The organism is Trichlorobacter ammonificans (genome assembly GCF_933509905.1).
Taxonomy (GTDB): Bacteria; Desulfobacterota; Desulfuromonadia; order Geobacterales; family Pseudopelobacteraceae; genus Trichlorobacter; species Trichlorobacter ammonificans.
The window spans coordinates 145,627-168,669 of record NZ_OW150024.1; the positions used below are offsets into that span (position 1 = coordinate 145,627).

The 23,043-nt window shown below is 49.1% G+C and carries 17 protein-coding genes; all 17 read right to left on the reverse strand.

Going from position 1 to position 23,043, the window contains the following annotated elements; translation table 11 throughout:
* Positions 1–9: 9 nt before the first annotated feature.
* Complete coding sequence (locus tag RAK07_RS00510) at positions 10–849, reverse strand: glycosyltransferase (RefSeq protein ID WP_305730904.1); 840 nt, start codon at positions 847–849, stop codon at positions 10–12.
* On the reverse strand, positions 836–3,826 hold the full coding sequence (locus tag RAK07_RS00515) for a glycosyltransferase (RefSeq protein ID WP_305730905.1): 2,991 nt from the start codon (positions 3,824–3,826) through the stop codon (positions 836–838). The genes RAK07_RS00510 and RAK07_RS00515 overlap by 14 nt, the downstream gene beginning before the upstream one ends.
* A complete protein-coding gene (locus RAK07_RS00520) occupies positions 3,823–7,341 on the reverse strand; it encodes a glycosyltransferase (RefSeq protein ID WP_305730906.1) in 3,519 nt (1,172 codons plus the stop codon). The genes RAK07_RS00515 and RAK07_RS00520 overlap by 4 nt, the downstream gene beginning before the upstream one ends.
* A gap of 20 nt (positions 7,342–7,361) precedes the next feature.
* Entirely contained in the window at positions 7,362–8,288 is a 927-nt protein-coding gene (locus tag RAK07_RS00525; RefSeq protein ID WP_305730907.1) for a class I SAM-dependent methyltransferase, read from the reverse strand.
* 21 nt (positions 8,289–8,309) lie between these two features.
* Entirely contained in the window at positions 8,310–9,026 is a 717-nt protein-coding gene (locus RAK07_RS00530; RefSeq protein ID WP_305730908.1) for a class I SAM-dependent methyltransferase, read from the reverse strand.
* A gap of 29 nt (positions 9,027–9,055) precedes the next feature.
* Positions 9,056–11,101: a class I SAM-dependent methyltransferase gene (locus RAK07_RS00535; protein ID WP_305730909.1), complete on the reverse strand. Its 2,046-nt coding sequence runs from the start codon at positions 11,099–11,101 to the stop codon at positions 9,056–9,058.
* A 26-nt stretch (positions 11,102–11,127) separates the two neighbouring features.
* On the reverse strand, positions 11,128–11,814 hold the full coding sequence (locus RAK07_RS00540; protein ID WP_305730910.1) for an O-methyltransferase: 687 nt from the start codon (positions 11,812–11,814) through the stop codon (positions 11,128–11,130).
* Positions 11,811–13,238, reverse strand: a complete 1,428-nt coding sequence (locus RAK07_RS00545) for a radical SAM protein (RefSeq protein ID WP_305730911.1) — start codon at positions 13,236–13,238, stop codon at positions 11,811–11,813. Before RAK07_RS00545 ends, RAK07_RS00540 begins: the two co-directional genes overlap by 4 nt.
* Before the next feature lie 13 nt (positions 13,239–13,251).
* Positions 13,252–14,115: a class I SAM-dependent methyltransferase gene (locus tag RAK07_RS00550; protein ID WP_305730912.1), complete on the reverse strand. Its 864-nt coding sequence runs from the start codon at positions 14,113–14,115 to the stop codon at positions 13,252–13,254.
* 35 nt (positions 14,116–14,150) lie between these two features.
* Positions 14,151–15,293, reverse strand: coding sequence for a class I SAM-dependent methyltransferase (locus tag RAK07_RS00555; protein WP_305730913.1), 1,143 nt, complete (start codon positions 15,291–15,293; stop codon positions 14,151–14,153).
* 13 nt (positions 15,294–15,306) lie between these two features.
* Positions 15,307–16,044 (reverse strand): SDR family NAD(P)-dependent oxidoreductase, encoded by a 738-nt coding sequence (locus RAK07_RS00560; RefSeq protein WP_305730914.1) that lies wholly within the window; start codon positions 16,042–16,044, stop codon positions 15,307–15,309.
* The gene (locus tag RAK07_RS00565) at positions 16,041–17,003 is read right to left on the reverse strand and encodes a phosphoglycerate dehydrogenase (RefSeq protein ID WP_305730915.1); all 963 of its coding nucleotides are present in this window, start codon (positions 17,001–17,003) and stop codon (positions 16,041–16,043) included. The genes RAK07_RS00560 and RAK07_RS00565 overlap by 4 nt, the downstream gene beginning before the upstream one ends.
* Positions 16,993–17,682, reverse strand: a complete 690-nt coding sequence (locus tag RAK07_RS00570) for an acylneuraminate cytidylyltransferase family protein (RefSeq protein WP_305730916.1) — start codon at positions 17,680–17,682, stop codon at positions 16,993–16,995. The genes RAK07_RS00565 and RAK07_RS00570 overlap by 11 nt, the downstream gene beginning before the upstream one ends.
* Entirely contained in the window at positions 17,679–18,329 is a 651-nt protein-coding gene (locus RAK07_RS00575) for a cyclase family protein (RefSeq protein WP_305730917.1), read from the reverse strand. Before RAK07_RS00575 ends, RAK07_RS00570 begins: the two co-directional genes overlap by 4 nt.
* Before the next feature lie 12 nt (positions 18,330–18,341).
* Positions 18,342–19,304, reverse strand: a complete 963-nt coding sequence (locus RAK07_RS00580) for a glycosyltransferase family 2 protein (RefSeq protein WP_305730918.1) — start codon at positions 19,302–19,304, stop codon at positions 18,342–18,344.
* A gap of 26 nt (positions 19,305–19,330) precedes the next feature.
* Positions 19,331–21,727, reverse strand: a complete 2,397-nt coding sequence (locus RAK07_RS00585) for an FG-GAP-like repeat-containing protein (protein WP_305730919.1) — start codon at positions 21,725–21,727, stop codon at positions 19,331–19,333.
* Between the two features lie 106 nt (positions 21,728–21,833).
* Positions 21,834–23,027 carry an FprA family A-type flavoprotein gene (locus tag RAK07_RS00590; RefSeq protein WP_305730920.1) on the reverse strand — a complete coding sequence of 398 codons (1,194 nt, stop codon included), beginning with the start codon at positions 23,025–23,027 and terminating at the stop codon, positions 21,834–21,836.
* Positions 23,028–23,043: the final 16 nt, after the last annotated feature.

The window sequence follows — 23,043 nt, forward strand, 5'->3', positions numbered from 1 at the left end:
GTAATAGTGTCAGCCTCGTATCCAGGGATGCTTTTCCACAAAATCAAGCAGCGCCCCCTGGCGGAAGATTTTTTCCGCCGACGCCGTATCGTACTTTTTTTCCAGCTTGAATCGATTGGCCAGATGATTGGCATTGGCGGCCCCGCCGGAGTTGCGCATATGCCGTACCTCCACCAGACCGTTGAACAGCACCTGCCAGCTTTGCAGCCGCATGCGCAGGTGATGATCAACATCGTCAAACTGGGTGGGAGCAAACTGGATATCGAACAGCCCCACCTCATCCATGGCGCTTCTGCGGTACAGATTGGCGCAGCCCATCACGTAATCACGTTCACTCACATTGTCGAACTGTCCCTGGTCCGGGCAATTGGTGAAGAGGATGATGTGGTTAATCCAGTCTGTTCCCCGGGTCAGGATGCCGCCGGAGTGTTGCACAGTCTTCGGTCCGGCAGCGTTAATGATCTTGGCTCCCACCACACCGGCGCGGGGGTGCTGCTCCAGTGTTGCCAACAGGCGGCTGAGCCAATCCGGCTGCACTTCAATGTCATCGTCAAAGTAGGCGACATAGTCGGCCTGGCCGGTTTCCGGGTCAGCATAGAGCCAGTTGCGTGCCGCCGGAGCACCGATGTTCACCGGCAGGGTTATCACCTTGAACTCTCTGAACAGTTGTTGGGGGAGCGTGGCAAGCAGTTCCGCCGTGCCGTCGCTGCTGCCGTTGTTCAGGATGAACACTTTGTAGTTGGGGTAATCAGTCCGGGCCAAAGAACGTAGAGTCACCTCAAGCTCGGCGGCCTTGTTCCAGGAGTAGATAAAGATATGGATGCGAGAAGTGCAATCAGATGATACCAAATGGTACCTCCTTAACACCATCCAATAGACCGGTTTCACGAAGCTCTCTAATTTTTTGGCACAGATACCGACGGTCCCGTTCTTCCGATTCAAGCTTAATCCGCCGCATTTCGTCAGCCGGGTGCTTGGTAATCATCTTATGCACATTGCCATCCACATTCCCTTTCGCAGCGCGGTTAAGAATTGACTGCTTGCCGGTCTTCTGGTGGTGTACCACTTGGTTATGACCGTTATAGATAACTTCGTACCCCTTCAGCACCGTACGGATATCGTGCTCAATGTCATCAACTTGGCTGGGGGAGAAGCGCACATCAAACTCACCAACATCATAGAGTGCCTCGTTCCGAAAGAGATGGCAACAACCCATGACTGATACGCAGGAACGGATGTAATTCAACTGGCCGTAATCCGGTTCGTTGCCGTGTTTGCAGGTTACCCGCAGACTGTTCTCCTCGGCAACATCCAGAAACACCCCGCCGTATTGCAGGGTAGGTAGGTGGAGCGGATCCACAATTCTGCTGCCAACAACACCGGCCGTGGGGAATGCCTTTAGCGTAGCCAGCAGGCGTCCCAACCAGTCCGGCGGTACATCCACATCATCATCTAGGTAGGCGATGTAATCGGCCTGGCGGGCTTCCGGTTGTGCCATCAGCCAGTTGCGGGCCGCAGGAGCCCCCACATTGGTGGGCAGATGGATCACTCGGCAGCTGTTGCGGGGAAAGAGCGCCGTCGCCTGCTCCATCAAATCACCGGTGCCGTCCGTGCTGTTGTTATCCAACATGAGAATGGCGGCTGTGCCCAGGTTAGAAGCGGCAAGGCCCTTGAGGGTTGCCTCCAGAACATCGCGCTTGTTCCAGCAGTAGATGAGCACGCAGATATTTTCGCCGGCAAGATCGTGTTGCACCATACGATCAAAGCCGGTCATACAGTCGTGCATCTTCAGATAGAGATGCATCTGGAGAGGGTCGTAACGGAGGGATTCTCGCCAGAACCGCATGGCACCTTGCTTGTCGCCCAGAATATACAGGCATTCCGCGAGCAGGTTGATGCAATGGGAGTTGGTTCGCAGCTCCAGCGATCTTTCCAAGGGGTGCAGCGCAGCCGGATAATCTCCGCAACGGAAATGGGAAGCTCCCATGGTCCAATGCCACCACCACTCAAAAGCCGTACCGGCAAATACTATCTCCCGTTGCTGCAGGAACCGCTTCCAGTCGCTACCGGTGGCAATCAAGCGGGTTGTCTGTTCCCAAAGCAGCTCCGGATCGCCGGGATACTGTTCCGCCAATGGGCGTAGAAGCTGGTCTGCCTGTTCATGTTCAAAAGCGGTTAACAGCTCCTGCAACCGGTTTTTTTGCTGACGAAGCGGACGGAACTGCTCCAGCCAGCCAAGCATTTCCACCAAGCCAGGATCAGGTCCCTTGACTGTTTGTGAAAGGCTCCGGATATAATCGCTGACATCCTCAAGATACGGCTTTTCTTCAAATATACGCAGTAGACAGTAATACCCGATGCCAAGCAGCTCAGGCGGTGCCTGACCTTGCGACGTGTCGAAGGCAACATTGGCGATTTCCAGGTAACGTGACGTAATCAGATTGCCATCCTGAATGCGGAGCTGAAAATACCGTTGGAAATACGTGAACCGATCTGACAGGTTTCCGGCTGTGACGCACGTTGTTGGAAAGGGAATACGATCAAGCAGACAGGTCGTTGCCGACCATGTTGGTACGGTGGGGATGCGATGAATGGCTGCCGCCTGCCACGTTTGCCGGTCGGCAGGTTCAATCGCTGAAATAAGGTATGATGCTCCTTCTTGCGCTTCAGCGCCGTGCCGGCCAGCTTTTCTGTCAAGCTCCATCAGTGCTGGTAAATGCTCCGAGGTAACGATCCCCACCGTATCGTAATACCATTTGATAAAGTTCAGTACCGGATACAACTGCATTGCAGTCTCCTCAAGGCTACGAGAAGAACTCTGAAGGAGCCGTTGGTACAGACCTGCAGCATGGCTAGATAACGCCGTCAGGGTAGTATCAAGCTTTTCATCCGAATATTGCCAGAGGTACATGAAGCCAAAGTTGTGTTCCTGCTCCAGGATCGGTGGCATGCTGGTGACGGTGGCTTGGTAGGTCAATGCTTCAATCTTGTGCACCCATTCGCCCAACTGCGTTACCAACGATTCAAGCCGTCGATGACTGCTGCGAAAACGCAAGGCATCTGCGGGTGTCATGCGTGCGTAATGATGAGGGAGGTGATTATGTCTGCTGAAGATCAATACTCCACCCTTGCCGCGAAAAACAAACATCCTGCCAAGCCCTTGAGGGGCAAGATGGTGGGCGTGCAGGGCGCGACAATCGGGACGATAGTAGATGACACAGCCCAACTGCGCCAGCCTATAACCCAATTCGATATCTTCTGCCCCCATTCTGATGAATGCCGGGTCGAAAAAATCTGTCGTACGTATGAAGTCTCGCTGCAGGCTGATGTTGCAAGTATAGAATTTATCGTAACTATAGGGGGTGTCCGGCTGCATAGTGCAGTATTCGAAGATCAGGTCTGAGTGGTCCAGGCAGTAGCCAACCGGTTTAGCTGTGTCGGTATAATCGGGATGCATAGTGAAGAGGCCCAGTACGGCAGCCTTTGGATTCTTGATTCGACGATGTTCTTTCAGATGGATTTCCAGTGCCCATGGGTCAAGCAGTGCATCATCGTTGAGAAACAGGACATAGGTACCTGATGCGTTTGCAATTCCCATATTGCGGGCTGAAGCAGGGCCATTATTGTCTTGTCGGAGATAGGCCAGTGAATAGGGCGCACGATAAGAGGTAACCAGCTCTCTCGTCTGATCGGTTGAGCCGTCATCGCAGACAATGACTTCGAAACATTCAGAAGAAAGTGTCTGCTTGGCAAGGTGGCCGAGACAGAGCTTCAAAATATCACAGCGGTTGAATGTTGGAATTATAATAGACAGCATTGTATTCATAGTGATTGACACGCTCTTAAAACAAGCTCAGCATCGCTGTGGTAGCCAAGCGACCTAAGAAGTCCAGTGAGGCGCTTGCCGACTGCTTTTGATGGACATTCGGAAAATAGAGTAGCTAAAGTCGAAAGCTGCAATTGTGGTGAATCAGAAAAGTAATCTTTGTAATCAACTTTCGGGAAAATAGTCAGCTTACCGTCTAGGGTCGCATCAACAATAATTCTACCGGACGATTCATATGCATTTTTAGCCAAGTTGTAGGAGCGTTCCGATCGCTCCAAGTCCGGCAGGTGCCAACGCATCCCTTTGCCGAAGTAATCAGGATGGAAATGGTTTGGATCGTCTCCCTGTGAGATAACTTCTTTGTTGGGATCACCGGGAGTCACGAAATGATGGTCAACGCCAATGAGGACCACTTCAGAAAAGCCCATGAAGTAAGCTAGTTGCATAGCAACATAGGTGACGGTCCAGCCCTCATGCAGGCCGGCATAGGGCGTTGTAGAAAACTCCCATTGGGGGTGCTCGGCAATGAACATGATGTCACGGGGATCTTTAACGAAGTTTATACCCTTATGGCTCAAAAATTTTGGCATGGGCAGCGCAAGAATGTCATCGGCGCTTTGTTCTATGACCAGTGGATTAACTGAAACATAATAAGTTGGGCGGAACTTCCATTTGTCGAAAATCAGATAGATACGATTCATACCGAAACAGATCTCCTGCTCCAGGAATGACAGGTCCATTTTGTTGAGGCTCGGTCCGTTGCCAATAATGACACAACGTTGCCCTGCGTGAATATCCTGATATTGTTTCATACGCATGGCAGAACGCTGCAAAATGAGCACTTTGCGATCAGGTTGCGGGGGCGGTACCACCGGTTGTTGTTGGGCGTGCAGTAGCTCAGTCGACTCTCTGCATCCATGCAAACCTGTCTCAGCCACCGTTATCAAATGCTGCAAATCAGGTGGACAATCCCGTCCTGCCTGCAAATATTTAGCCCGAAGCCTGTCAAGCAATTCAATTGCCTTGCCAAACATCGGGACGGCATCTTCGAGTTTGTTGAGTATGCCCAGTGCTTGGCCGCGCACGAGATAGGGAACAGGCTCGTTTGGAACAAGCCGCATTGCTGCAGTAGCAAAATCATCTGCTTTGACGGGATCGCAGCTAAGGCAGAACACTGCATTGTCGCTAAGCCAGGCCGGATCCTCCCATTTTTGATTGCTCGGCATCATTCTCCACATAAAGCCAATGTAGTCTTCCAATCCAGGAGATTTCTTCTGAAGAGCTTTTCTCATTGCCTTCAATCTTAGGACTGTTTCCGTAAGGCGCTCAGGTTTTTCGGGGAAATCGTGGTATATAAGTACATCAGGATAATATTTGATGCAGTCTATGCGCTTGCCGTAGTTGCAAAAGAGCCGGTAGGAGAGCTCAGCCCCTTCAAAACCGAACAGCAACTCATCATATCCACCAACCGTAATAAACGCATCCCTTTTAAAAGCGGTATTCATTTCAAGTCCTACGGTTGAAGCAATCGATACATCTCCCAAATCATAATTAAGTGGAATATGTTTTTTCCCTTCGTTTGTTTTCAATAGAACTTTTCCACGCAAAGCAATGATATTTTCTTCATCAAAGTGCCTAGTGATATTTAAGATCCAGTCTTTATCTGCGATAGCATCGTCATCAAGAATCGCAACTATTTCACCAGCTGATAACTGTACTCCTAAATTTCTGGCGTATGAGGGACCATAATTGCAGCTTGATTCTATATAACAGTAGTTGTAAAGCAGTTTTAATATACCATTTTTCAAAACGTCTACTGACTCTCCATTGTTAACGATTATCACTTCGAAATTTACAAAAGACTGGACATTAAGTAGATTAAGGTTTTCAAGTAACTCATTCTGACGATTAAATGTAGTTATAATGACACTTACTTTCGGGGATAGCCTTGGAGTACGCCAGTCGAAGACCTGTTCTTGGTTTTCATGGGCAGCAGAGTTGATTTTCATCAAGGTATTTCGACGCAGCATATGTATTTCAGGCCAGCGTGAAAAGACCGGGTGCCCGCCCAATCCTTCGGGGCCGACCGACAGGCTATAGAGAGAGGCATACTCATAACACTTCTGCAGAAAAGCCGTTTCAAGCCATGAAAGAAAAGAGTTTCCAGCATATTCGAGACTGTCATTGCGAATCAATCGCACTCCCAGAACTTCCTTGAGATGGTAAAACCTATACTTCTGGGCAATGCGAAGCCAATACTCATAATCGCCCGCAGTGTAGAAAATTTCATCAAAATATCCAAATTCGTCATGGACGCAAGCGCGCCACATCGGCTGTGAGCTGGCAAAACATTCATCAAGCAACCGGTTCCAAGAAAATGGGCCCCTGTCACAGTCAAACCAGAACTCCTTCTTGCCGCCCTCTAGCTCGCGATAGTACTTCTGATTTACATACACGAGGCCAATATCTTGGTTCGCGTCCAGCACCGCTGCCATTTTTTCGTACGCATCAAGGGCATGTGCATCGTCTGTGTTTGCATTGGTGATATATTTACCCCGAGCAAGGCGTATTCCTCGGTTCCATGCCTTATAAATGCTCTCTCTGGTAGCCGTCTTCACATAAACGATATTGGGATGGCGGGCCATGTATTCATAGACAATTGCTTCTTCGTTTTGTTGAGAGCAACTGTTAATGACGATTATTTCCAAGCGGTCGGCAATGGTCTGGCGCAGCAAATCATCCAGGCATTCGCGCATATAGCGTTCCGAATTATACGTGGATACAATTGCCGAAACGATATATTCGTGCTGAATGCCACTTACAGATAACTTATCATCGTTTTCAGAGCGGTAAAAGTTTCCTGCTGCCGGTACAGTATGAGGGTTACAAAAAATATCCGCAAATTCGATTTTGGGGAAAACGGTCAATTTTCCGCCGAAGGTTGCATCAATAATGATTCTACCTTCCCACTCACAAATACCTTTTGCCAATTGAAATGAATCTTCAATCGTCGTATCCGGTATATCGTGGTCGAATCCTACAAGAAAAATCTGGCTGAACCCCATATGGAAGGCCAACTGCATGACAACAAAGGCTGTAGAAGCACCGGGATTATATCCTTTGCGCAAATCAGTGAAAAATTTTTCACCTGAAAGATTCTTTTCAAGAAAAATGGTGGTGGGCGAAATTGAGTTTGGATTGAACTGACTGATGTCGTGAAATTTGGTGCTGGGAATTTTAACGATATCGGCATGGAGTAGTTGCATCAGGGCATGGTCGATGCAGACATAAAAAGTAGGAAAAAAACCTATAGTAGAAAACGTAAGATAAATCTCGTCCATCCCGAACGTAATTTCATCCTTCAATTTCGACAAGTCGATCTTGTTCAAGCTCGGGCCATTACCAAGTATGAAACAGCGCTTGCCGCGATAGCGATTCCTTAACGCTTCCAGTCTTCCGGTGTCTATTTCAGGGCAAATATGTTGCATCCGCTTGACCTGCTGATTATTTTTCATGAAAAGCCCCTCAAAAACTGTTAGTGGCACTTCACCATCCAGAAACTGCCGCCGCCCATGCCAATTCCATAGTTTGGAAAAAGTTTCAGCAGCTCTTGTTTGTACTTTCTTCCCATATATCCGACAGCATATTTTACACGATATTGAGTGTTACCTATGAGAAAAGCTTGTAGAATATATTGTTCGCTCCAAAAAAAGTGTTTTTCTTTAATCCACATTTCAGGATAGTCATATGGAAAAAAAATATCATGAATATGAACTAAAACCCCTGGTTTAAGCCGAGGTAACACTTCAAAAAATAAGTACAACACATCACTGCCAATCTTTGCCACATGAGTTGAATCGATAAAAAGGATATCGTTTTCCTGTAACTCAAGAAAAATATTTAAGTCTATTTCCTGTACCGGACATTGATACAGTCGGCTTACGCCTGGAACCCCTTCGCGGATGAAATCTCTGGGATATGGCTCTATGCAGAGTATCTCTCCGGTGCCATTTAGTTTGACTGCATTTGCAGTCACCAATGTCGAGTAACCACTGCCCACCTCAATAATTTTCTGGGGTCTGTACTTTCTAATAAAGCAGTGTAAGATGGCGGGGTCAAGACCCACAAACTGGTCGTTCTCATAGCTGTATTGAAATTTGTCGCCTGTAAACTTTAGAGGATATTGACTGTATTCTGGCTGATAGAAAGAAAGAACGTCTTTTATGAACGAAAGTTGCTCTTGATCATTCATCTCAATTCCCGGCATATCTGATGCCTTCTGCCAAGTTTCGGGAGGAATTTTACCTGTATCCGGAATCGGCGAGTAGAACCAAACTGGCATAACATGAATACCCTGCTGCTCGAGACAAGCAAAAAATTCTCTGTGTACCAGCGGATTCTTTGTGATCAACTTCAATATGTCAATCAATGATCTAAAATCTTCGTTACTTAGTGTGGTCATGAATTTACCTCGATCTGGTTACTATTTTTTTATAACAGATACCATTATAGAACCAAAATAGTAACGACCTGGATATGGTGATACCGGATATTCGTTTATGTTTTTTCTATAATAATACTCGTAAACAATTCGCAATGGTTCGAGTAAAACGGGTTCTTGTGCACTGTGGATATCCCATAAGAATTTTAGAGGCTCTTGGTCAAAGGCAAAACCTGCACCTTCAATCATCATAAGAAGTTCACTAAAATTTGCTGCTGGCGAGTAGGGGTTAACATCAATTGTGTGTACCGATTTACCCCCAGGACGTAAAACCCTGTGAATGTCTTTAAATACTGATGAAAGCTTATTAAATGGAGTGTGTTCTAATACCGAAATAGAAAAAACTAAATCAAAGTAATTTTCAGGGAGCTCGCTAGAAAAATCTCCAAGCAATCCATCAACATATCTTGTATTACGACGCAAGGACATAGCCTCTTTAAAAGCTTCTTCAGGGTAAAATCCTGAGCTGTCACTTATCCAGTATTCAAATAGTTGCCCAAAATGGGTGTCAAAAAATAGATTCAGGCCTGCTCCTGCCTCTAGCACATTTCTAGGCTTTGTCTTTTCTATCTGCTGAATGCAGAAAAGTGTTCCTAATTGCTTCAGTCCCCATGCGAAATCATTATCATTAATATATTTAGTTTTATTATAGTGTCCAAGCAAATCTATTAGATCTTTGCAGGTTGCCAATCTTAGCATGGAAAACCTCAATATATGATTGATACATATTACTTGTGGGAAATTATATTAAATGAAGTTACTTTTCTGAACGGATATTCTTCATATCTCTTTTTAAGAAATTTTCTCCAGTTATAATGACCTTGAGGAGATAGGTAAAAGGTATCAATGTCGTTAAGCGCTTCTTGCCCGAGCTCTTCAGCCGTTTTGGTTTGTTCATGCAAAGAAAGAACTGCATTGATAAGTCCATGATTTTTGAGGACAGTTCCATCAACTGTAAAGTCAATTGCGTGAATAGATTTGCCACCCGGTTTAAGGCATCTATATATTCTCTCAAAGGTTGGGGCTATGGCAGCAATAGGGTTGTGTTCTATGACCGAACAGGAGTAGATGGCATCAAAATAATCAGTTGGCAGGGTTTGGTCTTCGTGTATAAATCCTCTGGTGAAATGGATTTGGGGAAAGCGAGTGCTTACTTCTTCAAACTTGGCAATTCCGCCGCCGAATTCCTCGAATACATCAATAACCCATACTTCATAGCCAAGTTTTTGCAGATAATCCGCCAGCTCGCACTTGTCAGCGCCAATTTCAAGAATTCTGCCACCGCGCGGTACATGTTTCAGGACACTATCAACTACCCAGGGGCGCTGGAAGTTTTTGAGGTCACCTGTCAAATTTGCAATTGAGGGATAAGCCTCTAAAAAGAAATTGTACTCTCGCACTGTTGCATAACTCGCTGGTACGTTGATTTGCAAGGGAGTTGTTGAGAGCCTGTTATGGTTTCGTTGGGTGCCGCTCGAATTTGTCATAAGCATATTTTTGCGACAGTCAACTAGCTCATTTAACGTATTTGCATAATAATCTTTATGTATATCTGGCTTAGAAAGGGCAGCTGTAAAAAAGTTTATGGCTTCGGCGTACTCTTTCTTCAAAACATGGTGTCGTGCCAAGCCAAGCAATGGGAAAAACTTTCTTTTATCGGGAATACCATCAATATTTAAAGCTCGGAGATAATAGTCTGCTGCCAAATCAGCAGCACCTTTATTCCAAGATGAGTTTGCTAGTCGGACAAATAAGTCATATTTTTGCTTATCATCGACCTCAGCTATCTGAATACCTAGCATATATAATGTTTCTGCTTGATCTCTCAGGCCGTTGGTGTCAAGAAGCCAGCCAACCTCAAGAATGCCTTGCACCCTGTCAAACGGTTTGACTGATACGAGTTGCATCGCCCTTTTGACCAAGTCCAGCGCTGACACATAATCTTTTTCTGCTAGCCAGCATTTTGCAAGCCCGATGAGTGTCGAATAATCGAGTAAAAATTCAGAATTAAGTTTGTGCAGGAGTTCATGATTGAAGACTGGATCTACCGAATCAGCAGAAAATCCAATCCCGTCAACCGGCGTTATCACCATGGTGCTGCCAAACTGATGCATATGCCAGGTGTTTTGGGGCTGCTGGCGCAATTCATCAATAAATACGGCAATGTCCGGCCATGATGGATCATTGTAGTCATCCATCAGCATTAAGCCGTCTGTTTTCAAAAACTTGCTGTAGGTTTGCCAGTCATTCTTGACGCCAGAATATGAATGATCCCCATCAATCATTATCGTAGCAAAGGAGTTAGCGTCCAAGCCGTTGTAGGCATCGGAATGAGTACTTAAACAGCACCTCAAATCAACCATGCTGACATCAAACCCGAATTTAGTGATATTTTCATAAAAAATATCCTTGGTGACAGGGATTCCACTTATAGGATCGGTTTTTTCTCCATAAAAACCTGACATTGGGTCTATACATACAATTTTACCCATGACGCCAAGGTCGCGCATAGCGAACAGTTTCATCAGGCAGCTTCCCCCAAACAGTGAACCAATTTCAAGTAGTTGCACTGCCGCGGCACCAGTCTTGCGGATGTAGTGCGCTATAGATAGATATTGTACAAGTTTGTCACCAAAATCACCGCAGTGCCTGCCCGTGATGCCACGTTGGATTTCGCGGCAGGCCTTCATTGAGTTCCCAAGATCTTCGGTTCGGATATGGGGTAATATCTTCGCCAGCTTTTCCCAAACGCGGGTGATGGGGCACTGAACCATAGCTTTACTCCAAGTGGTATAAGTTGTTAATGTGAAATGCGATTATTCTTTTGCCAAATGGCAACGCCGGGAGTGTACCAAGAGACATGCTCAAAATTGATGAGATTGCCGCCATGGCGTTTGACGATTTCTTGTAATGCTCCATGCACACGGGGATCTTCGTGGGGGTCGGAGATTTGATAGGTGTTGTCGAATATCACGAGAGCGTTGTCGGCAAGATGCGGCAGCACCATTTCGAACTCTTCCATAACATCATGAAAAAGGTGCGATGCATCCAGCAGTGCAACACAAATGTTGGTGTGCCGTGCCGTGATATGCTTTAGGGCTATCCTGCTGTCACAGTTGAAAGCCGTGATGAAGCTGTTTACGTGAGCATTTCTGAAGTTGTCCAGTGCCCGCATGTAATTCGCCTCTTCCAGCTCAACGGTATAAACATGCCCTGCTGCCTTTACATCTTTCAGGGCCTGGGCAAGTATGATCGTTGTGCAGCCGATATTGGTGCCTGTTTCGACAATGATGTTATTTTCCTGCGGGTTCAGGTGAGAAAGCAGCAGATAGTAAATAAGGCCCCAGCCAGGATAGCCTATGGTGAGGCCGGTCTTTTCCTGGGCGTCTTGTATGTTGTTGACTCCCTCTTCAAGCGACGCCAGATAATAGTTCGGCAGTAGCGACTTCTGATAGTCAAAGGTACGGTAATACTTGGGTGGTTTCATGGCATCTCTTCCTTTTTGTCTAAGTTTGACTCTGATTGCGACTGCTCTTGAACGCAGAGCCCAAGCTCGCGGCAGATGTCGTCCAATGCGCTCTTAATCTCCGTGTCACCGGGGAAGGCCTGGACGAGGCGTTCAAATATTTTCAGCGATTGTGTGTAATTGCCAATAGTTCGGTTGTCGATTGCCTGTTTGAGAAGATTGTCTCTGGACTCATTCTGCAACAAGTCAGGCGGAAGTGAGGCGTATGGGGATGGCGATGGAGAGCGTTTGCTGTGAGAAGTTTCCCCGAACAGCATATTCCAATGCTTACGCAGCTGCTGTTCAATTTTCTTCTGATCAAGCGTGGTCAGCCAATCAAAGAAACCGTGCTCCTCAAGATTGATATCAGGATAATAGCATCGCTCATTATCCGGAATATTAAGGTCAAATACGGCCGGTTCATGAATGTAAGAAAGTTGCATCTGCCTGCCCCTGCAGAGAGTGCATGGTGCTATTGGTCTTCCCATGAATGAAGTAATGACGTTGTCATTGTGGTCCATAAGCTTTGCTAGGGGTATGTTTTTGATGTTGCCATGCACGCGGGCCAGATTATAGCAACAACTGTAATCGCCATTTACGTCGACCTTAGATATGTATCTTTCCGTAAAAATGCGGCAGGGAATAGATCGGTCGTTCCGCTCCCGATGGTAGAGGTCGATTTCTTCTGAGGTCTGTGCGAAGAGAGGTTCAAAGGAAACCTTGACTCCCTGTGAATCTCCATATGCTTTGCATTTACGAAGAATTTTATTTGAAAATACGGGGACGCGGAAGAGTGACTCCCTATTATTCACTTCTAGCCCCTGCCCCATGGCATGGCGGAAATAGACTGAACAGCCAAGTTCTCGACAAAAATCGATGATGTTAAAGCAATCAAGCAGATTTCTTTTGAGCAGAGTTACGCTAACCACGATCGTTGGTTTTTGCATACCTAGGCGAGCATGAACCTGATTGATGTTTCTAATGTTTTTCATCGCTTGCGTTGACAGGCCTGGGGGGCGGATTGCATATGAGATCAGTGGATCAACTGCGTCAATCGAAAGAACGTACAGAACTGGATTCTTCAACCCGGCAAGCGGGGCAAGATGCTCTTCATCCAAGAGGGTGGCGTTGGTGACTTGATCAAACCAGACGTCCGGTTTCTTGTTCATGTAAGCCTTAAAAATTCTTGCACGCTCTATGAATTGGGTGTCGCTCAGGAACTCGCCCAGGTTGGAAAGACCTATGTGCTGGAAGAGTGGCATTGCCTGGGCCATGCAATCTTCGAAAAGCTCCATGGACATTTCCCAACCGTCTTCGACAGGTACTCTGTCTTGATTCACAAAACAGTGTATGCAATTCAGGTTACATCGCCGAGTCGTGCTAATATTAATACGAGTAGGAAACATTCAATTGTGCTCCTTAATGTTTTGCCTGTGGACTCAAATTTGGCTGATAAGGAAGTCTTGAGAAAAAATTATGAGGGTCAATTTCAAAACTGCCACAGTGTCCTGTGTACTCAATATTTGAAATCCGGCATAGATCGCTTGCAAGAAGCTTAAAGTTGAGGTAAGGGCCGAGCCCCCTGGTTTCCTGATGTGTCTTAATCATGCGGTCTGTACGGTTTGAAACCTGGGCCGGAAGAACTGCTGTCGCAAGTACGGTCGTACGATGTAATGTCTTAATAAGTACGGTTGGCTCGAAACAGCAAAATTTAAGCATTTCCAGCAGGCACGGGATAGTAGGCTGCCAATAAGTATAAGGTTCGGGATATTCATTATAAGCAGGTGTGAATTTCATGTCTGCAGTGCTGCCGACTGTAGTCTCTGTCTCAAGTATCAGCAGGCCATTTCGTGCGATTAGTTTTCTGCAGGTGGCAATACCTCCCAAGGGGTCATACAAATGGTAAAGCACCCCTGAAAACGTGATGAGGTCATAAGAGCTATTGACGGGTGTCTGTGGCAGATCATTGATGTGTATATCCGGGTAGTATTCAATATCCTGACCGGAAATTTCCCGTGCGATTTCAAAGGTCGGCCTGTTCAGAACATCTGTTGCAACAACTCGAGATGCGCCCCCGGCTTTCAAAATAAGTGATATCAGACCATCCATCGTGCCAATATCCAGACAGGACATGCCGGGAAGGGTGATTTGCTCCAGCAGAGCTAAAACCCCATACAGCGTCCAGTTTGGTGGTGTCTTTTCAGTGAACCTGCCGGGTGTTGTTGTGCCATTGCCAAAATCAATGGCATGGAACCAGTTGTGATCAGTGATGTCTTTACGCATTAACTTCTCCTTGTCTACACGCACACGCCGGACAGCTATTGCTTGCTTAATTCCAGAAAAAACCTCTGATGATGCGGGATGTACTTTGAATACAGCCCATTTAAATATTCATGAGATAGGATTTCTTCTTCTTCGAATTCATGGTCGATTTCTATGGCGTAAATTTTTGCCGATAATGCGAGTTTCGAAAGTAGCCGCTCGAAAAGCATGCCTGCAGAGTATTGCCGAACAAATCTGCTGATATATGCGGTGGAGTAATGACAGCATGCGTTATTTTCAACTACTTCTTGCAGCAGTACCTTCTGCATGAATGCATCGTCCGCAAAAGGACCGCTAATGGGGTTTATAACGATCGAATACCGAGAATTGTGGTGCAATGGGATAATGACCGCTTTACCACCAGGCTTCAAGATGCGCTCTACTTCCCTAAGGCATTCTAAATCAGCACTCCCCTCAAAGTGTTCAACCGAACAGTGAAAAGTCACAAAATCTACAGTACTGTCATCGAGTGGTAATGCTGCTGCTGAACCCCCTAATTGAAAGACATTAGCTCCTAATTCTTTTGCTGCTGCTGGAAAGCATAGGTCTTGTGCAATGACAACTGCCTCTGGATAATTATTCTTGATGATTTTTGCATAAGTATGACCTGCAGCGCCGATGTCAAGTATTACCTTGGCATGGTTCAGGCCGATCAGGTATGACGTAATAAAATGTTCAAGGGTTTTCTGGAAGAAATATCCGGCTCCGTGCAGAGCATTGGCACCAAATCGCTCGGCATAAAATTGAACGTTATCGGCTAGAAATTGACGGTAAGCGGCTAGGCGTGGCCTGAAAACGTCAACTGCAATGGGAATGTCGCTGTTTCGTATCTGCGTCAGCAGACAATCGTTCTTAGGAGTTGATGCTGGCAGTTTATGAACCGCCAAGTCAATACCGTCGAGGTGTTTCGGAACAAAAGGGTTGTCCTGATATGTTGCGTTCAAAAAATCTCTAATCCGCTGACTTGCATAATAGGGCCGGATATCGTACTCAAGGTGAGCCCTGATGCACGCAAAGTAGGCGCTGATAATCTTGTCATGCTTTAAGTATTCAAGTGACTGGGGAGAAAATTTTGTGCGTTCGGCAAGCAACTCTGCAAGTACATCACAGCACGCCTGAATATGTTTTGTATTATTCATTTCTTGCCTCCGATCAGTGCGCCGGATCACTCAGGCAGCTGCTGATGCCTCCATCAACCGCTACTACGACGCCGGTCATGAATGCCGACTGCGAACCGGCAACAAAAAGAGCGGATTGTGCAATCTCTTCACAGCGGGCAATCCGTCCGAGGGGGTGATAGCTGTTCAGCTCAGCGAACCCTTCGGAATTCCCCACAAAACCGGCACGCAGCATTGGGGTGTCAGTTGCTGCAGGAGCGATTGCATTTACTCTGACATCAGGCGCCAGATCCAGAGCCATGGCCCTGGTCATGGCCTCAAGTGCCCCCTTGCTAGTGGCGTAGGCCACAAACTGCCGTTTGGTAAGTTTTGCATGGATGCTGCCGATGTTCACCACACAGCCCCTTGCTGCCCTTAGCTCTGGCAGGAATAGTGTAGTCAGCCAGAAAGGGGCCAGCAGATTGGTGTCGAGTGTGGCATGCCAGTCCTCGCGGGTCAGCTCATCGCAAGGTTTGACGATCTGCACGGCGGCATTGTTGATCAGTACATCCAGGCGACCGTCCGACAGAGAAAATACTTTGCGGCGGAGTGCATCGGCACTTTTGTCGGATTGAGCGATTAGCTGGAGGTTAAAGGGAATCACGGTATGGGAAAAGTCTGCGGGAGAATCCTTGTCAATGCCGACAACAGCATAACCGGCTTCGTGGAAGACCTCACAGAGCGCCCTGCCGATACCGCCGCAGGCTCCGGTGATCAGAACAGCTGGTTTCATGGTAGTTCACCAGGCGCAATTTCCGGAAGTCCCAATTCGTTGAAAAGATTGTTGAGGGTATTGATGTGCACTCGTTCCCACGCTTCTGGACTGCTGTTGGCGTTATGAGGAGCAAGCAGGGCATTGTGTATGGACCTGAGCGGGCTATTAGGCGGAAGGGGCTCAACTTCGAAGACATCTAGGCCAACTCCGCCTATTTTCCCATTTTGCAGGGCTGCAACCAATGCCGGTTCATCAATGATCGGTCCCCGGGCTGTGTTGATGACCAGAGCGTTCGGTTTCATGGCGCTGAATTGCTCGGTACTCAACAGGTGATGGCTAGTCGGATTTAGGTCACAGTTTACGCTGATAACATCGGCTGTGGCTAGCAACTCAGACAGCGTGACCATGCGCACCCTATGCTGGGAAATGAAATCTACATCCACCTCGGTAACATCATTGCCCAGTATTTTCATGCCGAAGCCGACGGCCCGGCGGATGACCGCCTTCCCCACATTTCCGACGCCGATAACGCCCAGGGTCGCTTCCCGCAAGGCAAATCCAGGGATTTTCTCCCACACCCCCTTGCGCATGGCTTCGTGCATCCAAGGAGTACGCCGGGCAAAACAGAGCATGTAAGCAAACACCGAATCCGCAACAGGTTCACTGAATGCGTTCGGGGTATTGCAGAGAGCGATCCCGAGCTCACGGCAGGCTGTTTGGTCGATGGAGTCGATCCCGGTACCCCACTTTGAAATCACTCTCAGTTTTTTTGCCGACTCAAGAACACGCCGGGTAAAACGGTCGTCCCCGCAGACCACACCATCAATATTCCCGATCAATCCAAGGAGCTCATTTTCTTCCAAGCGTTCCCGAACCTGCGGTACGACAGGGGTTATGCCCCTTTTCTCCAGAACAGGCAGAAAACGGTCAAGGTAAGGTTGCAGATAGGGGGCACTTATAAGTACGTTACAGGTCATCTGAGATTCCGTCCCGTTTAAGTATGTACAGTTGCTCTGCAAGTCTGAAATCGATTTCTTCGTCAATGTCGCACGCCTCATATCGGTCAATTTCATGGAGGATTGGGCGCTCACCGATTCGGTTATGACGAGTTTCCAGGGTGGTACGATTGAAAAGATACATGCATGAATTTTCCTCATATACCGGTGGCAGGTCCTGCGTGCGTATGAGCATGGCCGGGTTATGGTTGATGGCCCTAGCCAGACCGTCCCACAATCTCGCTTGCATGCGGGTAACGGTGAAAAGCGAATCGTTGACCGGGTAGGAAGCGAAGAACCGGCTGATAGCCTGGTCAATTGTTGCTGTTGAGAGCAACGGGTTGGTGCTGTGGGTTTGCAGGTAGAAATCGGCGGAAATCTGGCGGACCGTATTGAGCAGGATGTCATTCATGGGTATGGCACCATCCCGCAGATGAACTGGACGCTCCAGGATTGTTATCTGTGGGAAATACTGAGAGGCATCGGACATTATGACAGGACTGTCCGTATCAATGACTATTGTATTGACGTAAGAGGAGTTCAAAAGGTTGTTAATCACATGGTGATAGAGCGGTTTTCCGGCAAAGAGGCGGTAGTTTTTGCCTGGCACCCGTTCGCTGTCGTGCCGCATCGGCACAATGGCGGCAATGGAATACGTCATGGCACATCCTTCAGAGTCATCGTAACAGGTTTCAAGACGGCCCGTGCCGGTGCCCCCTCTGCGCCGGCAAGACGTATGGGCAGGCATATCATTTCGTACTGTCCTGATGTGACTGAAGACATATTAAGCCCCTCCAGAATGATGACGCCTGATCGTAAAAGAATACTATGTGTGCCGAGGTTTTGACCGAACGGTTCTATCGACAGGTAGTCAATACCGACAACTTCTATCTTGCGTCGAACGATCCATTCAGCGGCATCCGCCGTCAATCCGATAAAGTCCTTCGCGAATTCTTTCCTGTTCCATAGTGAAGAGTTTTGGGTTTTGAACAAAAGACGTTTGGTATCACTTCCGATAACCATACGCTCTAGTGTTGTTGCTGTTATATGGCCTAGGGCATCATGTTCTACTACGGTTGCCGGACCAATGAGGCTCTCAAGTGAGAGAGCATCCACCGTGGCTCCGTCGGCAAAAATGTGGGCGGGGGCATCCAGATGAGTGCCTGAGTGTACGTCACAGGAAAGGTAGGAGTCGGTTGTTGCGTCACCTCGCTCAATGGAGCGGACACGAGTTATGGAGACCCCGCTGCTTCCGGGCCATGCTGGTATGCGGTCACTCAGCTTGACTGAAATGTCGATAAACATCATCTGGAGTCCAATTCAAAGCGAAGAGTAGTCAATTTTGCGCTGTGCTTCGTCAGCACTAGTGGTAGACGGTATCGGGTTCCACTGATTTGGGTAGTAGAACCGGTCTTTCAAGTGTGCGGAAATCGGGCCGTGCTGGCAATAGCCGCGATAGGTACCCCAGAATTGTAACAGACGGAATGCAATAATTTCACCGAACTTTTTCAGCAATACCCTGTCGTGAGCAGCATAATAGAGATCGTTTATGCTGTTGGATACAAATAACGTGATGAAGTCAAGAAAAGAAAACGTCTCGTCCGGAAAAATCGTTTTCATGGCAATGGCTTCCCGCCGGTAACGATTTAAAATACGCGACAGGTTTTCTTCGTGGACATGAATGATTTCGGCTTCCGCCGAATATGCCATCCTGTGCCCCTCTACCAATATTCGTTTTGCCCAGTCTAGGTCTTCCAGGCCGGTAAGGTTTTCGTCATAACGGCAGCATTCCCAGACAGACCGCCGTATCGCCGCATTGGCATTGTTACAGAAGGGGTGGGATTGGAAACCGGAGGAAGCATCGGGAAACCATTTTTGAAATATTCTGAGTTCAGAATATTTTGATACCTCATTGCCCCGTTGTTTGCCATAAACTAAGGCAACTTTGGGATCAAAGAAAAAGGAGGTCAGCTTTTCAAGCCAGTCATTATACACGGGGTAGACGTGGGCGCTGGCTATGACCAGAATCTCTCCTGACGCTGCTTCGCAACCGATGTTGAGAGCCCTGCCAAAGGTAAAGTCTGCAGGTCTGATATGGACTACCTTGACGGGATAGCGGGATGCAATAGCCAGCGTCGCGTCTGTAGACCCTGAGTCTACAATAACGATTTCCACGTCACTGATAGTCTGCTGGCAAATCCCTGCTAAGAGCTTCCCGATGTGCTGTTCTTCATTGCAACAGCGTATAATGATTGATGTTGTGGCATTTGCAAGCTTAGGCATTAAAGATACATAGTCTCCGGAGAAAATTAATTGCTAGTTCCAACTATTTTCCATGGTGCCGCCACTGTTGTAAGGGCGACACTGCTTGTCCGCGTTGTGCCGTCCATGATCCAGACACTGTTCTGGCCGGTGGAGGGGTTTCTCCAGAGGATATCCGGCTTTCCGTCACCATTCAGGTCTGCGACGGCAACTATTGTCCATGGTGCCGCCACTGTTGTAAGGGCGACACTGCTTGTCCGCGTTGTGCCGTCCATGATCCAGACACTGTTCTGGCCGGTGGAGGGGTTTCTCCAGAGGATGTCAGGCTTTCCGTCACCGTTAAGGCCAGAGACGCTGGCTATTGTCCATGGTGCCGCCACTGTTGTAAGGGCGACACTGCTTGTCCGCGTTGTGCCGTCCATGATCCAGGCGCTGTTCTGGCCGGTGGAGGGGTTTCTCCAGAGGATGTCAGGCTTTCCGTCGCCGTTAAGGTCAGAGACGCTGGCTATCGTCCATGGCGATACTACCGTTGTGAGGGCGACAGAGCCTGTCCGCGTTGTACCGTCCATGATCCAGACACTGTTCTGGCCGGTGGTTGGGTTTCTCCAGAGGATATCAAGCTTTCCGTCACCATTAAAGTCAGAGACGCTGGCTATCGTCCATGGCGATACTACCGTTGTGAGGGCGACAGAGCCTGTCCGCGTTGTACCGTCCATGATCCAGACACTGTTCTGGCCGGTGGTTGGGTTTCTCCAGAGGATATCCGGCTTTCCGTCACCGTTGAAGTCAGAGATGCTGGCTATCGCCCATGGTGGTGCTACCGTTGTGAGGGCGGCCGAGGCAAGACGGCTTCCATCGGTATCCATAAACCAGATGGAGTTTTGCCCTGTTGTGGGATTCCTCCACAAAATATCAGCCTTGCCATCACCAATATACGGTGTGACATCAACAAGCTGACTCACCGCGGTATCCAGCTTGATCCTGGGCTTGGTAACATTATTTCTGGTGTCCCTGATGCTGACTCCTGTGCCGATCAGGGTATTCAGTACCTCATCCACCGTTGCCGTCGGCTTCTTGGATTTCATGACCGCCCAGGCACCGGCGACATGGGGAGTGGCCATGGAGGTGCCGCTTTTGTAAGCGTACGTGTTGCCGGGGACCGCGGCGTAGATGGATGAGCCGGGTGCCAGCAGCTTGATCAGGGAGGAGCTGTTGGAGTAGCTGGCAACGGTATTCTGTTTGCTGGTTGAGCCGACGGCGATTGCGGTGGATACGCAGGCAGGCGAGCTGATGCCGGTGGTGAAACCGTCGTTTCCTGATGCGATGACGGTGGCGATGCCGACGGAGCGCAGGTTGTCAACGGCAGCCTTGAAGGCTGCATTGCCGGCATCGCAGCTGGAAGCGTAGGGACCGCCGCCACCTAGACTCATGTTGACCGAGGCGATATTGTAATCGCTACGCAGTGCGTAAACCCGCTCAAGGGCCGCGATCTGGTCTGACGACCAGCTGAGAGCCCTACCGCTATGGTTTGAAAAGACCTGGATGGCTATGATTTTGGCGTCTTTCGCCACGCCGGTGGTCCCTGCCGCTATGGCCGCCACATGGGTGCCGTGATCGCAACCGGTTATGGCGGTGTTGCAGTTAATGCCGGCACCGCTGCCGGTCTGGGAGTTCTGGCCATTAGGGCAGACGGAGGTCGACTGGCCGCTCATGGCCGTGGAATAACAGGCTTCGCTGACGATTTTTCCACTAAAGACCGGATGCCCGGTGGCAACACCGGTGTCAAGAATGGCGACAGTCTGTCCGCTGCCGCTCTGGCCGGAAAAACTGCCGCCCGAACCGCCGATGAGTGGGACGCTCTCCGTCAGCATTGGGGGTACGGCGATGTCTTCCTGAATATGGGTGACCTCGGGAGAGGCTAGCAGGGCCTGGAAGTCGGCCGTGTCGACCTCCAAGGCCATATAAGGGATGGAGCTGAACTTCTTTGACTTTGCTTTGTTCTTGAAGGATACCCGATCCAGAATCCTGTCCTGAATCCGCTGGATAGAGGCACGCTGTGCGGCAATCGCGTTCTGGTTTGCTGCCGGATTCTTTTTGTAGCCCCCCCCCAGGGTCCCTTCAGCCATGAAACCGTCAGGCAGTTCCGGTGGGGCGTTGAAGCCGACGATCACTCGTACCGCTCCCGTAGTCTGGGCAATGCCATAGAGTTTTTCGGCGACCTGGGGTGGTACCGGCAGCCCATCAGGAGTCGCGTTCAAGGAAACTGCTGCGTCTTCCGTCGAAATGGCCATGGAAGAATCGGCGGTATCGCTGCTTTTCTGGGTAAATGCGGATTCCGCTGCCGAACCGTTCGGGAGCAGTGCCTGCTGTTGGGTGTCGCCGCAGGCGGTCATAACAGCAAGAAGAGAAAGAAGCGCCATCGCTTTTCGTATGTTATAGCTCATGCAGCCATCTCCCGAACGGGGCTTGAGGGTGTGGATATAGTAATCGGCAGTTCTAGCAGTAATCTGAATGCTGATGATCAGATAATTGAAATGAAATCAGTTGGCTTCACCCTTTCTGGGCAACCTCGCCGGCAACCTTCCGGCCGAGCTCAACGCACTGCTCCAGTATATCCGCCGTGGGGGTAAAGGTGGTGCGTACCGGCTCGGCCACCAGTTTGAAACCGAGCCCCTTGAGCCGCTCTTCCGCCATCTTGCAGGCTTCGCCGCTCCAGCCGTAGCTGCCAAATACGGCGGCCATGGTGGTTTTGAGCTTGACGGACGTCAGGGCCGACAGGACATTCCACATGGGGGCAGGGATGTCGCGGGCAATGGTGGGAATACCGAATATCAACGCATCGGCCTCTTCCAGCAGCGTGCGCAGTTCGTTGGTGTCCATCCCCACGATGTGGTGGCAGGCCACTTCGATGCCGTCACTAGCAGCCCCCTCGACCACTGCCTTGGCCATCTTTTCAGTGTTGCCGTGGGGAGAAATGTAGAGAAGCACAATTTTTTTGCAGAACGAGGTGGGTTTACTCCATGCTTCAAACTGCTGGATCACTTTCCAGGGGTCGGTGCGGATGATCGGCCCATGGCTGGGTAAAATCATATCGATGACGTCATGCCGGATTTTTTCCACGGCAGCCAGCACCTTGTCCTTGAAAGGCCGGAAAATGCAATCGAAATAGAAGTGACGGGCCGCGGTAAAGTCGTCGGTTTCGTCGTTGAAGATATGCGCGGTGTCGCAGTAGTGGGCCCCGAAGGCGTCGCAGGTGAAGAGCAGGTTTTCTTCTTCGAGTCGGGTGAAGATCGTGTCGGGCCAGTGCAGGAAGGGAGCCATGATGAAGCGCAGGGTGCGGCCGCCCAGATCAAGCGTGTCCCCCTCCTTGACCACCCGGGAGGCGAAGGGGCGATGGATCATGTTGCCAACGAAGTTCTTGGCGGCCTGGCTGGATACCACCGTGGCGTTGGGGCACTGCTCCAGCAGGTAGGCAAGAGAGCCGGAGTGGTCCGGTTCGGCATGGTTGACGATAATGTAGTCAATGGTTGCGGGATCGATCAGAGCTCTGATCTTGTCCATGAACAGGTCGGTGAACTTGCCTTTGACGGTGTCGATCAGTGCGGTCTTCTCACTCCCCTGAATGAGGTAGCTGTTATAGGTGGTGCCGTGCTCGGTCGGGAAGAGATCGTCGAAGACCCGCAGTTCGGGATGCAGTACACCGACCCAGTGGATGCCTTCGCGTATCTGAACAGTGCCTTTCATAGTGTTTTTCTCCTTT